Here is a 13,862-nt window from a genome sequence, read left to right as displayed (position 1 = left end):
GTGTCCGCGACAGGTGGGTGCTCGCGATACATTCGTGCCATGCTGCTGCCGCATCGTCGAGCCCGCTGGTCTGCCCGGGCGACGATCACCTTGCTGCTCGCGGGTATCGCACTGCTCGGCGCTGCGACCGCGGCGGCCGAGCCACCGACCCGGTTGGGCACCTATGTGGTCGACTCGGCGGAGGTACTCGACCGCGCACAGTTCGACGATGTGCGCTCGGCAGTCGACCAGTTGTACGCCAATCAGCAGGTTCGACTGTGGATCGTCTACGTGCAGGACTTCGACGGACTCGGTCCCGAGACATGGGCCGAGCGCACAGCGACGCTGTCCGGTTTCGGCAAGCGTGACCTGTTGCTCGCCGTGGCCACCCAGACCCGCGACTACTGGTTCTACGGCGACGTGCCGAGCGGTGTCAGCGATTCCGAGCTCGACAGCCTGCTCACGACGGGCGTCGAGCCCGCGCTGCGGGAGAGCAGATGGGCCGAGGCCGGGACCGCGACCGCCGGGGGCCTGGATTCGGCCATGCACGGCGATGGCGGTGTCAGCGTTCGCGCGTTGCTGATCGTCGGGCTGGTGATCGCGCTCGTCGTCGGCGGGCTGGTGCTGTATTCGCGCAAGCGGCGCAAGGACCGCAGCACCGCCGAACTGCGGGCCGCGCGGCAGTTGGATCCGGATAACAGCGTGGCGCTCGGGGCGTTGTCGCTGGCGGTGCTGCAGGTGCGGTCGCGGGAGGTGCTTGTCGAGATCGACAATGCGATCCGGACCAGCGGTGAAGAGCTGGAGCTTGCGACCGGCGAGTTCGGAGCCACCGCGGTCATCCCTTTCAGCACTGCGCTTGCCCACGCGAAAACGGCCGCCTCCAAAGCATTTTCGATCCGCCAGCAGCTCGACGACGACCTCCCCGAAACCCCAGACCAGCAGCGGACCATGCTCGTCGATCTGATCGGCACGGTCGGCCGCGCCGACCGGGAGCTCGACGCCCAGGTCACCGAGTTCGACGTGATGCGCGACCTGCTCATCAATGCCGCCGACCGGCTGGACGCGCTGACCAGGGATCTGGTCGAACTCACCGGACGCACACCGGCTTCGGAGACCGAGCTCACCCGGCTCACCACCGCCTACCCGGCCGGCGTGCTCGCACCGATCCGCGACAACGTGACCATGGCGCGTGCGCGAATTACCTTCGCGGAACACAACATCGACAATGGGCGCGCCGTTCTTGCCCAGCCGGTCGGCAAGCAGGGCGGCGCGGTCGCTGCGATCCGCGCCGCGGAGGCGGCGGTCGGCCAGGCCCGCGCCCTGCTCGATGCCGTCGACAATGCGGCCGCGAACATCCAGCAGGCGACCGACGGGCTGCCTGCCGCACTGCAGGAGCTGCGCTCCGACATCGCGACCGCGAAAACTCTTGCGTCCTACGGTGGTCCGGAATTCGCCGTCGCCATCACCGCGGCGGAGGCGGCATTGGCGAAGGCAACGGCCAACGCGACGAACGATCCGCTCGATGCCTTCCACGACGCGATAGCGGCCGATGCCGAACTGGACCGCGCCAACGCGGCGGCGACGGATCGGAAACTGGCCGTCGAGGACCTGCGACGCAGGCTGGAGCGGGCGCTGACCGACGCGCGCACCCGGCTCGATGCCGCGACCGACTACATCACCACCCGCCGCGGTGGCATCGACGCCGACGCGCGCACCCGGCTCTCGGAGGCCCAGCGCAATCTCGATGCGGCCCGGCAGCTCGATGCCACCGATCCAGTGCAGGCGCTCGCGCACGCGCAGGCCGCCGCCGACATGGCCGGGCGCGCGCTGCACGAGGCCCAGGCCAGTGTGCGGGCTTGGGAGAGCCGTCAGGGACCGTCTGGCACCGCGCAGGCGGGAGCGGTGCTGGGCGGCATCCTCATCGATGGCCTGTTGCGTGGTGCGGCGAGCGGTGGCCGGTCCGGGTCGGGCGGCTATCGCCCAGGCTCCTACGGCGGCTCTTCCGGGTCTCGCCGGACCAGCCGCGGTGGCCGATTCTGACGAACACCGGGTGGTTCCGACAACACCCTTGACCCTGACACCGTGTCAGGCCATAGACCAGGAGTCGTCATGTTCAGTATCGGAGACTTCGCCAGACACGGACGGGTATCGGTGCGCATGCTGCGGCACTACGACGCGACCGGGCTGCTGCGCCCGGATCGGGTCGACGCGGTGAGCGGCTATCGCTACTACGAGGCCGGGCAGTTGGCTCGGCTCAATCGCATTGTCGCGCTGAAGGATCTCGGCTTCACGCTGGAACAGGTGGGCCGGATCCTCGACGACCGGGTCGACAGCGCCGCGCTGCGCGGCATGCTCACGCTGCGCCGGGCGGAACTGGAGCAGCGGATCAGCGACGATCGCGCCCGGCTCGTCCAGGTCGAAACGAGGCTCCGCATCATCGAGAAAGAGGGCGCCATGCCTGCCAATGATGTGGTGATCAAGTCCATCCCCGCGGTACGAGTAGCCGAATTGACCGGCGTAGCCGGTGATTTCGAACCACAGTCGATCGGGCCTGTCGTAGGCCCGTTGTTCGAGGAAGTGTGCAAACGCCTGGGACAGGCCGGGGTGGCGATTACGGGTCCCGCGATCGCGTACTACGAGGAGAACACGACGGGCGACGGCTCGGTGCTCGTACATGCCGCCGTGCCGGTCGATATCGAGCCCGATGCCGCGCACGACTTCGCTGTCGTCGATCTGCCCGCCATCGCACAAGCGGCGACGGTCGTCCACCGGGGCAGCATGGACAACGTCCTGGAGCCGTGGCAGGCGCTGGGCCGCTGGATCGACGCGAACGGCTACAAGTCGGCGGGCTATGCCCGTGAGGTGACTCTCGAATACACCGAGGATCCGAGCGGCTGGGTCACCGAACTCCAGGAGCCGATCACTACCGTGTGACCATAATCAGCTCGGCCTCAGAGCTTTCGGTGGCGCGGGGCCGAATGTGTTCGGCTCAACCGGTAGTGCGGACGACCTGCCTCCGGACGAATGTCGTCCTTGGGCAGGAACGCCGCACTCAGACCCGAACCGTCACGGTGTGGAAGCCGCTCGGTCCGGCAGGGAACGCCGCGCGGTCCTGGCTGTCCTGAACCTCGCCGGAGCGGCTGATCGCGCGCGCCTGCACGGAGTGTGCGCCTGCAGGCAGTTCGATGGTGGTGCGCCAGCGACGCCAGGCGGCGGGGGCGAGTTCGGTGCCGAGATCGACCGCGCGCCACTCCCCCTCGTCGACTCGGATCTCGACACCCGCGACACCATGCGGCGGCGCCCAGGCGACACCCGCGACGGTGGTGGTACCCGCCGCCGCACGACCGGGCGCGGCAACATCGATGCGCGCCTGCGGCGTGACCCAAATCGGCTCCGAGGGCCAGCCGCGCCGCACCCAGTAGTCGACGTGGGTGTCGTCGGTGAGTTGCAGTTCGGCAAGCCATTTCGCGCCGGTGTACTGGCCGTAGAGACCGGGGACGAAGACACGAGCCGGGAAGCCGTGCTCCGGTGCGAGCGGTTCGCCGTTCATGCCGACCACCAGGTACCCGGGCCACGCCCCGGAGCGCAGCGGCTCGATCGGCAGCGAAATGGTGTAGCCGTCGACGGCCCTGGTCACCAGCCTGGTCGCGCCGACTTCCGGGATCGCATGCTCGAGTAGCTTCGCCAGGGGGACACCGAACCACCGAGCGTTGCCCGCCCGCCCTTCACCGGGACGGTTGTGCACGCAGACCATCACCGCATCGAATTCCACTGCGTCGGCAGCCAATTCGGCAAGCGAGAGCCGCAGCGGATGCGCGACCATGCCGGTGACCGACAGCCGCCAGCGAGTCGGGTCGATCCGGGGCGGACTCGGATTGACATCGGCCACATAGAAACTGCGGTTGCGGGTGATCAGCGACGACAGCCCCGGCTCGTCCTCGAGCCCGTCCTGCGGCACCGCGGCGAGACTGCCCATCGGGCCGACCTTCTGGATCGCCTCGTCCCGGCGACGGTCGAGGTCACGATGCAGCGCCCGCGCGGCCACGAAGAGCCCGGCACCCGCACCGGCCGTCGCCAGCGAGCCGATCAGTCCGCGCGGCTGCTTGCGTAGGCCGACACCGAGCACACCTGCGGCCGTGACCGCACTCGCGACGGTGGCCGCGGATCGGGTCGCCTGCCGCAGCCCGAGCGCGGCCGCGCCGGCGCCGAATACGGCGACAGCGGCGGTGCGCGCCCGATCTGGCAGTGCGCCGAGACCAACGGTGGCCGCGAGAGCGCCCGCACCGACTCCGATTCGAATGACGGCCTTGTCGTGCCTGCCGGACAGCGCGACGGTGGCCTCGACGACCGGAACCGGCGCCACATCGGTCAGCGCCCGGCCGATGGCATCGATCAGCGAATCGCCCCGTGTCGCGGCGATCACTTCGCCGAGGCCGAGCGCCGCGACACCGACGGCAGCGGCACCGAGCCCACCACGTCTCCGGTCTCTCTTGCTCCGCACCGTCGCAACACCCGCTTCCGTCGATCACCACCCGTGCCGTGCTATCCAGCATTCTCCACGAACCCGCCGACCCGACAGTCTTTTCCTCACACGGCGTCGGTGCGGTGATGCCGCCACCGCGGCCAGTGCGAGACGGAAGACCAGATCGGGCACCCGAGCGGCTTCCGGCACCGAGCACCATCAGTCGAGGTGCCTGGAGATTCGGATGAGGTGCCGATCCGCGCCCTCCACTTCTGTTACTCGTTACACCACACGCCGCTGAGCTTCAGCAGGTGCCGGAGGAAGCTGCTGTCGAGGCCGAAAAGCCGGTCACCGAAGCGCGCGAGCAGTTCGCTCTGCTCGTTGAGCAGTTCCAGGCTGCCGCTCAGGTGATTGCTCGGGCCGCCGAGTCCATCGCGTCAGATGCGCGCGCGGTTATCGAGGCAGCCGGAGCGGCGGGCGCGGCGGAGCGCGAGATCATCCATATGGTTACCGTCACCGATGAGGAGCTGACGCACGCGCACACCCAGCTTCGAATCGCCGAGGCGCTGGCCGAGGAGCGAAAAAGCTGGCCGACAAGCACGCCGATGAGCGGCATCGGATGGCCGTGGAGCGCGATGAAGCGCGGGCTGCCGCGACCTCCGCGAAAGCGGAACCTCGCACCATTCCCGACGGCCGGGCCTCGGTTGCCAGCGGCTCGGCCTTCTTCGGCCGGCCCGCCTTCGCCTCCGCCGAATCATGTATTTATACAACGGGTTTCAGGAGGGGGATGCTAGTTCGGCGACCAACTCGAGATCGGGGAGGTACTCGCCCCCACGGCACTCACCAACCGATCTCACCCAAGCTGCAGAGGCATCAAAAATGGCCGATACCAACCTCTTCCGCGCCAGGGTGGTGTCGAATTGCCATTGATCGGCGGTGTTGTAGATGACCGATGTAACCAGTCAGGAGTTCCCGCGTGCCACGTGAAATAGATTCCGCTGTCTTCCCGCACCTGGATGCCGACTTGGACCGTGTCCGTGACGTTCTCGGACCGGTGCGGTTCGAGGGCCGCCCCGAGTTGACTGCGCTCACCGATGAAGGGCCCGACACATCTCGTCGTCTGGTGCGTCCTACGTTGACGTTGCTGTCGTATTACCTGCTCACCGGTCCCGCGGCCCCGGCCAACGACCGGGTGGTGCGCGCCGCTGCTGCGGTGGAGTTGCTGCATCTGGGCTCGCTGTATCACGACGACGTCATCGATCACGCGGATCAGCGTCGCGGCCGCCCCAGTGCCAACACGGTGTGGGGTTCGCATATGGCCGTATTGGGTGGGGACTGCGTGACGTCCTCGGGCGGGCGCATACTGATCGAACTCGGCCAGCGCGAAGGGCTCGCGGGTGCGATCGCTAGTGAGCAGATGTGCGCGGGCATGGTGATCGAGGCCGCCGACCAGTATGTGGCCTCCCGCAGCGAGCAGTCCTACCTGGACTCGATCGACGGCAAGACAGCGGCGCTGCTCTCGCTGGCATGCCGGGTGGGCGCGATGCAGGCCGGCCGCTCCGATGAGCAGGAACAGGTGCTGGCCGGGTTCGGTCGACACTTCGGGCTGGCCTACCAGCTGTATGACGACATCCTCGATTTGACTTCGACTGCCGACGAGATGGGCAAGCCCGTCAACGCGGATCTGCCCGAGGGCATCTACACGTTGCCCGTGATCCGCGCGGCTGTCCGCGACCGAAGTCTTGCCCGCCTGCTGCGCAGAGCAATGACGGGTGAGCAGGCCGCACGTGCCCGTGAGCTCGTCATCGACTCCGGCGCCGTGGAGGAAGCACAGGCGATGGCCGAGGAATTCATGGATCAGGCTGCCGGTCAGCTTGCCGCGGTGGCCGTCGACCCGCGCGCCTGCCACGCGATGAGCACCTACGCTCGGTCCGTACTCGACCGGCGAACGCCCCGCTGTGTCGTCTCCGGGCCCTCAACGCAGTTACCCCACGCCGAAAGTAACCTCTTCTCGCCGCAGGCCATGTCATGGTTGAAGAGCTGGATGGTGGACACCGGCCTTGTCGCCTCCTCCGCCGAAGCCGACTACCACCGGTGGACAGGAGCGTTCCGGTTCCCGGCACAGGCCGCCCTGACCCCGTCGGACGCGGCCCATGAACAGACCTCCGTCGCCATCGCCGTGCTGATGGCTGTGTGGGACGACCTGTTCGAAGATCCGCAGCTGACCGACCCGGAAGCCGTCACCGCGCTGCGGCGGGGCACGGTGGCAATGCTGCGCCAGGACCCGGAGAACCCGTTGAGACCCGGCGCGCTCCCGACGGCGTGGGCGAGTTTGTGGCCGCGCCTGCGCGAGGGCCGCACCACCCGCTGGCAGGAGCGGTTCCTCGACGACCTCGAAGAGTGGTTCAACGCCTGCGAACGCGAAGCCCACCATCGCATCAACCGCTACATTCCCGCCACGGCCGACTACCTGCCGCTGCGGATGTCGACCAGCGGGTTCGGCATCATCCTCGCCGGCCTCGAGGTGTACCAGGACCGGGAACTGCCGTCGAAGCTGCGCAACCACCCCGTGATCCGCCGTATCGAGGAACACGTCTTTTGGGTGACCTTCATGGAGAACGACCTGGCAGGGTTCGATCGAGACGAGGCAGACCATATCCCCTACAACCTGGTACGGGCGATCCGTCACGAGACCGGCTGCACCCGGCGCGAGGCAGTCGAGCAGGTGCAGCGCCAGATTGCCGAGCAACGCGCCCAGCTCGACGCGGTGGTCCGCTACCTCCCCGCGCTCGTCCGCATGATTCCCGGCCTGCCCGGCCAGGTGAAGGAGTACGTGTCTGTCTACGAGAACGTGACAAACGTGCTCGAGGTGCATCACTCCGAGCGGTACACACAGACCTCGGCTTCCGCAGCGCCGGACCTGGAACGCTTGCGCCGCGAGATCTACTACTACCCGGCCGCCGACCCGGCTCCTACCGCGCCGTAAGCCCCCGCAGCCGGCAAAGCAGGGTGTGTCCCGCGCGATCCATCGTGGTGGTCGCGCGGGACGTCCCCTCAGTGCTTCGCCGACTGTGCGGCCTAGTCGGTCCGGGGATGCGAGGTCGGGGGATGCCGATCCGCATCGTGGGTCGAAGAGAGGGTGCGCAAACGGAAAGCAGCCGAGCCCATTACACGCGGCCGCGAGTCACCGCGAACGCGTCGCATCCCTGCACCGCGTTTTCGGGTCGACCCCAACAACCCGAAGGGGTCGACCCCAACATCCCGTATATACCACCTGGGGGTTGTCGGTGGAGGGGGAGTATTCCATCCTCGGTCTATTCAGCTGGGTTTGACTGTCTCGGTGGCGGATCGATGTGCGTGGTGGCCCCAGTTCGGTTATGCCAGCGAACTCTGACGTCGTTCGTCGGCGAAATCTGATCTCGCATGGGTTCGTGCGACGTGGTCGTGACGAGCCTGGGGCGGTCGGCGACTGCCGGCTTGCCATCACCGGATGTGTGTCAGGAGACCCTGAATGCTCGCCGGTAGGCGCTCGGGGTTGTGCCGACCTGAGCGCGGAAGCGGCGGCGCAGGTTGACCGCCGAGGTGAGCCCGACACGGGCCGCGATCGACTCCACCGGCAGGTCTGTCTCCTCCAACAGCGTGCGTGCCTCGGCCACTCGGCGCGAAAGCAGCCACGCGCCCGGGCTCGTGCCGAGCTGGTCAGCGAAGCGCCGGGCCAGTGTGCGGGACGAGACGCTGAGATACGCGGCCAGCGCGCCCACCGACAACGGTGTTTCCAGACGCGCGCCGGCCCATTCGAGGAGGCCGTCCAGCGCGTCCACGGGCGGTGGGGGTGGCGCGTACTGCGCCTGACCGCCCTCGCGGTGCGGCGGCATCACCATATGCCGCGCGACGAGGGCAGCATGCGCGGCGCCGTGGTCCTGCCGGACGAGGTGCAGGCACAGGTCGATTCCCGCACCTGCCCCGGCGCTCGTGGCGACATCGCCGTGGTCGACGTAGAGCACATCCGGCTCCACGCGCACCCGCGGGAACTCCTGGGCCAGCTGTGCGGCGCGCGCCCAGTGCGTGGTGGCCGAGCGGCCGTCCAGCAGCCCCGTGCGGGCCAGCGCGAACACTCCGGAGCAGATCGTGACCAGCCGTGCCCCACGGGCGTGCGCCCGCAACAGTGCGCGGCGCACGCAGGCCGACAGCGGCGCCTCCACTGGCGTCCAGCCTGGGATGAGCACGGTGTCCGCGCACGCGAGTGCCGAAAGGCCACGCGGCACGGACATCGCGTATCCGGCCGTCGTCGGCACCAGGCCGGGCGTCTCCGTGCACACCTCGAACTCGTAGTGCTGCGGTATCCCATCGCGCTGCGTACCGAACACCTCGACAGCGCAGCCGAGCTCGAACGTCGACTGGACCGGCCGCACCAAGGCCACCACGCGATGCATGGCAGAAAAATACCCTATGGTGTCTTACTCGACACTTTCTCGGCGTCGCCGCGCGCGGCACCGTGGAAGGTATGCACCCCGAGATCCTCGCCCAGGAGGGATACACCTCCGCCTCCGTTACCGAATCCCCCATCCGAGAGCTCTTCCCCGGGATCCGGGTACGTCCGCTGTGGAAAGGGCCGTCCGGTGCGCACGCCAACGTGTTGGAGATGGACCCGGGCACGTCGTGGCCGCGCCGTGATGTCCACGAACCCGGCCCGGAGGAGGTCTACGTGGTCGCGGGCACGTTCAACGACGGCGCTCGCGACTACCCCGCAGGCACATTCCTGCACGCACCAGCCGGGTCATGGCACGTGCCCGCCACCACAACCGGCTGCACCCTGTTCCTCTTCTACCCCGAAGGCTAGTTCGATGCTCAGGCAGCAGGCCGGCGTCATAGCAGGCCGTTGTCGACTGTCAGGGCTCAGTAGATGCTTGACCGCTTGTTCTCGAGAGACGCTTGACGTTTCGGCGTGATCGATGGTCTTCGGCTCGGCGTTGTCGACGATGCGGACGGGATCGGTGTGGATCAGCAGGCGGTAGCGGAGTACCGGTATCGGGCAGTGTGCGAGGCATTGGGTGATTCGCCGATCGGTGAGGTCGCGGCCCGTTACGGCACGACACGGCAGTCGCCGGATACGCGGCGGCGGTTCACTTCCGAAGGGATTGCGGGGCTGGCTGATCGGCCCCGGCGTCCGTACTCGAGCCCGACGAAGGTCAGCGCCGAGGTGGCAGCGTTGATCTGCCGGTTGCGGCGTGAGTATCCGCGGTGGGGTGCGCGCCGGATCAGCCATGAGCTGGCCGGCCACGACTTGGCGTGGGTGCCGTCGCGGGCGACGGTGCATCGGGTGCCGGCACGCAATGGGATGATCGATCCGCAGTCCCAGCACCACAAACGCAAGTACAAGCGGTGGCAGCGGCAGACGCCGATGCATCTGTGGCAGCTCGACATCGTCGGCGGGGTGCCGCTGGCCGACGGCCGCGAATGCGGACTGCTGACCGGCATCGACGACCACTCCCGGTTCATAGTGATCGCCACCGTGCTGGCCAGGCCGTCGGGTCGGGAGGTCGGTGAGGGTTCACCGCGGCGATGCGCCGGTATGGGTGCCGTCGGAAGTGTTGAGCGACAACGGGATCAGGATTGTCAAGGTATAGCCCCCACCATGGAGCTCATCCGTCGAGCGCTTCCTCCGACAAGGCCGTCAGTTCTTTGCGGACGGCTGAGAGGAGCCGGTCGGCGGTGGGGCCGCCGCCGAGTAGGCCGACGGTGAGGCGACCGGCGAAGGTGTAGACCAGGAAGGTGACGGCGGCGGAGGCGCCTGCGGAGGGTCGCGGATGGGCCGAGAGGTAGACGATTTCGTAGTCGGAGAGTTCGAGGTTCGCGGGGACTCGGAAGGTGGGGACGACGCCGGTGTTGGTCACGGCGATATGGCCGGCCAGCGAGTGAGCTCTGACGGGGCCGAAGAAGTCCGGGAAATGGAGCACCGACTGCTGGGTGATGCCCGCGGCCAGGTCGTGGTGTAGTCGGGACGAAATCCGTTGGGCGAGTTCGATGATTCCTGCCGAGACGTCGATGTCGGCGGCGAAGGAGGCCAGGCCCGCCATGTTGGTGCCCGCGGCGGCGGGGACGGGTGGGGTCAGGCGCGAGCGCATGTCCACGGGGTACAGACAGCCGACCGGGACCGGATCGCCTGCGGCTCCGTCCTTTTCGGACGCGTAGGCGCGCAGCAGTGCGGCGGTGACCAGCCCGTTGACCGTGACGCCCCGGTGGCGGCCGAGTCCGACGATGCGCGTGGTGGCCGCTCGGTCCAGCACGGCCCGCCAGGGTCGGACGAGCGCGCTCGGCGCGGGGGTGGCGGGGTCGGTGGGTACCGACCGCTCCTGCGGCGTGAGCGGCCGCGCGACGTCTTCGAACCCCGACAGCGTGCTCCGGCTGATGCCACGCGCCGCCGCATACCATTCGAGCGACTGCGGATACTCGTGCGGCACAACAGTTGTCGTTCCGGACTCGACATAATCGGTGTAGTGGGCCCAGAGCCGCGCCAACAGCTCGACGCAGTGGCCCGCGTCGGCGATGCTGTGATGAGCGAACAACGTGATGCGCGACCGTGCCGCGTCCGTCTGCACGACGTCCAGGTAAACGAGCTGGACCGCCGGATCGATCGGCTCGGCGGGCAACCGCACGGTATCGGGATCACCGAAGTTCGCCCAGACGCCGACCGGTGTCTGTGCCCCGGGACGCAGCAGATAGCCCGTGCCTGCTGCATCCTCCACAATGCGGCAGGTCGCCACCGGATAAGCCTGCTGCAGCGCGGCGAACGCGGCGCTCAGTGCGTCTATATCCAGATCGCCGACCACAGACACGGAGCGACCGGTGTAGGTCCCGTGGCGTACAAATCGCTCCTCCGAGGGTGCCAGTACCCGCACCACATCGTCCTCATCCCGCAACACACCGCAAGCGTGCGGCAACTGCGAGCCGGGTGCAAACCGGAAACCGCGCAGGCTGCGAGAGACTGCATCTATGAGTCTCGCGGCACATCTGGAGAAGCTCGGCCGTTCACTGGTCGAGCAACAACTCACGCACCCCACGGTCGCCGGTATCGCCACCGGCGACCTGGCCGAGCCGATCTTCCGATCCTGGCTCGAGCAGGACTACTTATTCCTGCTCGACTATGTCCGGGTGTTCTCCCGACTGGCCTGGCAGGCGCCCGCGGCGCACCTCGGCGACCTGGTGGATCTGGCCCACGCCACCTATCACGAGGAGCTGTCGCTGCACCGTTCGCTGGCCGCCGAGTTCAACGCCGACCTCGACGGCGCGACGAAAGGCGGTCCGTGCGTTGCCTATACGGCCTTCCTACTGGAGTCGGCCGCCGATTACGGCGAGGGACTTGCCGCGCTGTACCCATGTATGTGGGGCTACTCGACACTCGGCAGCATCCTCGCCCGCACCCCACCGGCCGAACCTCGCTATCGCCGCTGGGTCGACACCTATGCCGACCCGGGATTCGCCGCGCTGACCCGGCGCTGCGCCCAGATGCTCGATGAGGCCGACATCGAGCAAGCCCGCGCCGAAGAGCTCTTCCTGGCGGGCATGAACCACGAACTCGCCTTCTGGGACGTGCCGCGCTGATCTGCACAAAGCCCGAAGTCGTGCATCGTGATGGCCGACCCACCCGGTGACCGACTTCATCGCTGGCGTCCGAAGTCGTCCACGCTGACCCGCTGGGCTTTGCGCGCCGCATCGCTCAGCGGTCGTGCCGGCCGTTCGGCTTTCGACACGTTCTGGCCAGATTACGAACGGCCCGAATTATGGGGAGACGCCACCTAGTGGCCCACGGTGTAGTCGGCCAGTCCATGCTCCAGCACTTCGACCGCGCGCTCGCCCTGAGCGAGTACATCACTGATCAGGTCGGGGCCTCGGCGGCCGGCGAGCACCGCACGGTGGATGTATTTCTGCATGGCGCGTAGTACGCCGATCAGGCCGTTGGCCACTACCCATGCGGCGATATCGGCGTCGGTGGCGCCTGCCTCTTCGGCCAACAGGGTGGCGAGTCTGTCGGTGTTGGCGTCGAAGAGTTGCCGTTGACGGGTTTGCAGGGTGGTGCTGTCGTCGATTATTCGGGCCACCGCAGCCAGGCGTTCGATGGCGTCGGGGTCTTCAGCAGCCAGCAGGCCACGAGGTTGGACCACGAATTCGCCGAATGCGGCGAATGGCGATACACCGCGTGGCCGTTCCCGGATCGCCTGCAGGAGGGCGGCGCTGAAATCGTCCATTCCACTGAAGATCAGGTCTTCCTTGGTGCCGAAGTAGTTGAACACGGTCTTCTCGGAAACGTTTGCGGCGCGCGCGATTTCGGCCACCGTGACGTCGTCGAAGCCGCGTTCGGCGAACAGCGCCGCCGCCGCTTCGACGATCTGCTGCCTGGTTTGGAGTTTCTTGCGCGCCCGCAATCCGAGTTCGGTCACCGGTTCACGGTAGCACTTGACGTACAGTCACCAGATTTTTATAGTGAAAGCAATTTTCAGATTGCGGGAGAGAACCGGACCATGACGGCCACCGATGACATCCCGGAGCCGGGCACTCGCCCGATTGAATGTTAAGCACCCCTGGCCGATCTCACGTCTCACAAACCGTCTCATAATTACTCTCCCGGCGCGCGAGACGCCCCACCCACCGACAAGTGGCGATAGAGGGTCGCGCGCGAGACGCCCAGCTCGGCGGCTATGTCATCGACGGTGTACGCGCCGGACGCGCGCATCTGCCGCGCGGATTCGACCATCGCTGCGCTCATCGTGCCCGGTCTGCCTCGGAGATTGCGCCGATCCGAACTCGACAGCGGCGTCGTCGCGACGACCGGCAAATCGGTCGAGATTCCTTGTGGCACAGCCATATCAAGGAGACGACGTGCCCCGTCCAGGATCGCGGCGCGCAACTCGGCGGTCGGCTGATCGGCGAAGATGACCACCGGGTCGCTGAGTGCGGCATAGACCTGTGCGGCGTTCACCCGCGCAGCCAGGTCGGCGTCTGCGCCCGCGATCAGTTCTTGCGCGCGCAGGGCCGCATCACGCAGCCTGCCGAAGGTCTCGACGTGCGCCGACAGCGCCTGGTCTCGCATGTGCATCTGCAGCAGCAGGCCATGTGACAGCCACAGATCCAGCAGTCCGACCACAACCGCCCACCGCGCGCTCTCGGGATCGGACTGCCTGCCTGCCGTCGCGAGCACGGCGTCCATCTCGGTCAGCAGCGGCTCGGCCAGCGCGGGGATGATGTCGCTCTTGCTCGGAAAGTGATAGAGCACAGCAGTTTTCGTCAAACCGAGATGTTCGGCGATCTCCCGCACGGTGACGGCGTGATAGCCGCGTGCGGCGAACATGTCCAGCGCCGCCCGCAGGATGCGGGCGCGAGTGTCATCGGTCATCCGCGAAATTCTAGCCCTTGACTGACCCCC

12 protein-coding genes are annotated in these 13,862 nt (G+C 67.5%); 7 read left to right on the top strand and 5 right to left on the bottom strand.

The genetic code is table 11. The features are described from left to right. Nucleotides 1-39 precede the first annotated feature (39 nt). Together ACLMAL_RS15475 and ACLMAL_RS15470 are read left to right on the top strand one after the other, a co-directional pair. Nucleotides 40-2,019, top strand: coding sequence for a TPM domain-containing protein (locus ACLMAL_RS15475; protein WP_411999683.1), 1,980 nt, complete (start codon nucleotides 40-42; stop codon nucleotides 2,017-2,019). 69 nt (nucleotides 2,020-2,088) lie between these two features. After that, the gene (locus tag ACLMAL_RS15470) at nucleotides 2,089-2,913 is read left to right on the top strand and encodes a MerR family transcriptional regulator (RefSeq protein ID WP_411999682.1); all 825 of its coding nucleotides are present in this window, start codon (nucleotides 2,089-2,091) and stop codon (nucleotides 2,911-2,913) included. Between the two features lie 118 nt (nucleotides 2,914-3,031). On the opposite strand, the gene ACLMAL_RS15465 is transcribed toward ACLMAL_RS15470, so the two are convergent. Next, on the bottom strand, nucleotides 3,032-4,480 hold the full coding sequence (locus ACLMAL_RS15465) for a molybdopterin-dependent oxidoreductase (RefSeq protein ID WP_411999681.1): 1,449 nt from the start codon (nucleotides 4,478-4,480) through the stop codon (nucleotides 3,032-3,034). 272 nt (nucleotides 4,481-4,752) lie between these two features. Between ACLMAL_RS15465 and ACLMAL_RS15460 the strand changes: the two genes are divergently transcribed. Then, complete coding sequence (locus tag ACLMAL_RS15460; RefSeq protein ID WP_411999680.1) at nucleotides 4,753-5,235, top strand: hypothetical protein; 483 nt, start codon at nucleotides 4,753-4,755, stop codon at nucleotides 5,233-5,235. A 182-nt stretch (nucleotides 5,236-5,417) separates the two neighbouring features. Beyond that, a complete protein-coding gene (locus ACLMAL_RS15455; protein WP_411999679.1) occupies nucleotides 5,418-7,427 on the top strand; it encodes a polyprenyl synthetase family protein in 2,010 nt (669 codons plus the stop codon). 511 nt (nucleotides 7,428-7,938) lie between these two features. Here ACLMAL_RS15455 and ACLMAL_RS15450 read toward each other — a convergent pair. Then, entirely contained in the window at nucleotides 7,939-8,874 is a 936-nt protein-coding gene (locus ACLMAL_RS15450; RefSeq protein ID WP_411999678.1) for a GlxA family transcriptional regulator, read from the bottom strand. Nucleotides 8,875-8,945: 71 nt separating this feature from the next. On the opposite strand from ACLMAL_RS15450, the gene ACLMAL_RS15445 reads away from it, so the two are divergent. Next, nucleotides 8,946-9,281, top strand: a complete 336-nt coding sequence (locus ACLMAL_RS15445) for a cupin domain-containing protein (RefSeq protein WP_328410712.1) — start codon at nucleotides 8,946-8,948, stop codon at nucleotides 9,279-9,281. 105 nt (nucleotides 9,282-9,386) lie between these two features. After that, complete coding sequence (locus tag ACLMAL_RS15440; RefSeq protein ID WP_411999677.1) at nucleotides 9,387-10,184, top strand: helix-turn-helix domain-containing protein; 798 nt, start codon at nucleotides 9,387-9,389, stop codon at nucleotides 10,182-10,184. Here ACLMAL_RS15440 and ACLMAL_RS15435 read toward each other — a convergent pair. Continuing rightward, nucleotides 10,084-11,364, bottom strand: a complete 1,281-nt coding sequence (locus ACLMAL_RS15435) for a phthiocerol/phthiodiolone dimycocerosyl transferase family protein (protein ID WP_411999676.1) — start codon at nucleotides 11,362-11,364, stop codon at nucleotides 10,084-10,086. The genes ACLMAL_RS15440 and ACLMAL_RS15435 overlap by 101 nt on opposite strands. Nucleotides 11,365-11,434: 70 nt before the next feature. Here ACLMAL_RS15435 and ACLMAL_RS15430 point away from each other — a divergent pair, with 70 nt between their 5' ends. Further along, nucleotides 11,435-12,043, top strand: a complete 609-nt coding sequence (locus ACLMAL_RS15430; RefSeq protein ID WP_411999675.1) for a TenA family protein — start codon at nucleotides 11,435-11,437, stop codon at nucleotides 12,041-12,043. A 194-nt stretch (nucleotides 12,044-12,237) separates the two neighbouring features. On the opposite strand, the gene ACLMAL_RS15425 is transcribed toward ACLMAL_RS15430, so the two are convergent. Then, nucleotides 12,238-12,879, bottom strand: a complete 642-nt coding sequence (locus tag ACLMAL_RS15425) for a TetR/AcrR family transcriptional regulator (protein ID WP_411999674.1) — start codon at nucleotides 12,877-12,879, stop codon at nucleotides 12,238-12,240. Between the two features lie 176 nt (nucleotides 12,880-13,055). Continuing rightward, a complete protein-coding gene (locus ACLMAL_RS15420; RefSeq protein ID WP_411999673.1) occupies nucleotides 13,056-13,832 on the bottom strand; it encodes a TetR family transcriptional regulator in 777 nt (258 codons plus the stop codon). Nucleotides 13,833-13,862: the final 30 nt, after the last annotated feature.

The sequence above is a fragment of the Nocardia sp. CWNU-33 genome, assembly GCF_046764895.1.
Classification (GTDB): Bacteria; Actinomycetota; Actinomycetes; order Mycobacteriales; family Mycobacteriaceae; genus Nocardia.
This window is presented reverse-complemented; position numbering and strand designations above follow the sequence as displayed.

Coding starts and splice junctions, on each gene's coding strand:
- ACLMAL_RS15450 (WP_411999678.1), bottom strand. CDS start 8,874: ATGCATCGCGTGGTGGCCTTGGTGCGGCCGGTCCAGTCGACGTTCGAG.
- ACLMAL_RS15470 (WP_411999682.1), top strand. CDS start 2,089: ATGTTCAGTATCGGAGACTTCGCCAGACACGGACGGGTATCGGTGCGC.
- ACLMAL_RS15445 (WP_328410712.1), top strand. CDS start 8,946: ATGCACCCCGAGATCCTCGCCCAGGAGGGATACACCTCCGCCTCCGTT.
- ACLMAL_RS15420 (WP_411999673.1), bottom strand. CDS start 13,832: ATGACCGATGACACTCGCGCCCGCATCCTGCGGGCGGCGCTGGACATG.
- ACLMAL_RS15430 (WP_411999675.1), top strand. CDS start 11,435: ATGAGTCTCGCGGCACATCTGGAGAAGCTCGGCCGTTCACTGGTCGAG.
- ACLMAL_RS15475 (WP_411999683.1), top strand. CDS start 40: ATGCTGCTGCCGCATCGTCGAGCCCGCTGGTCTGCCCGGGCGACGATC.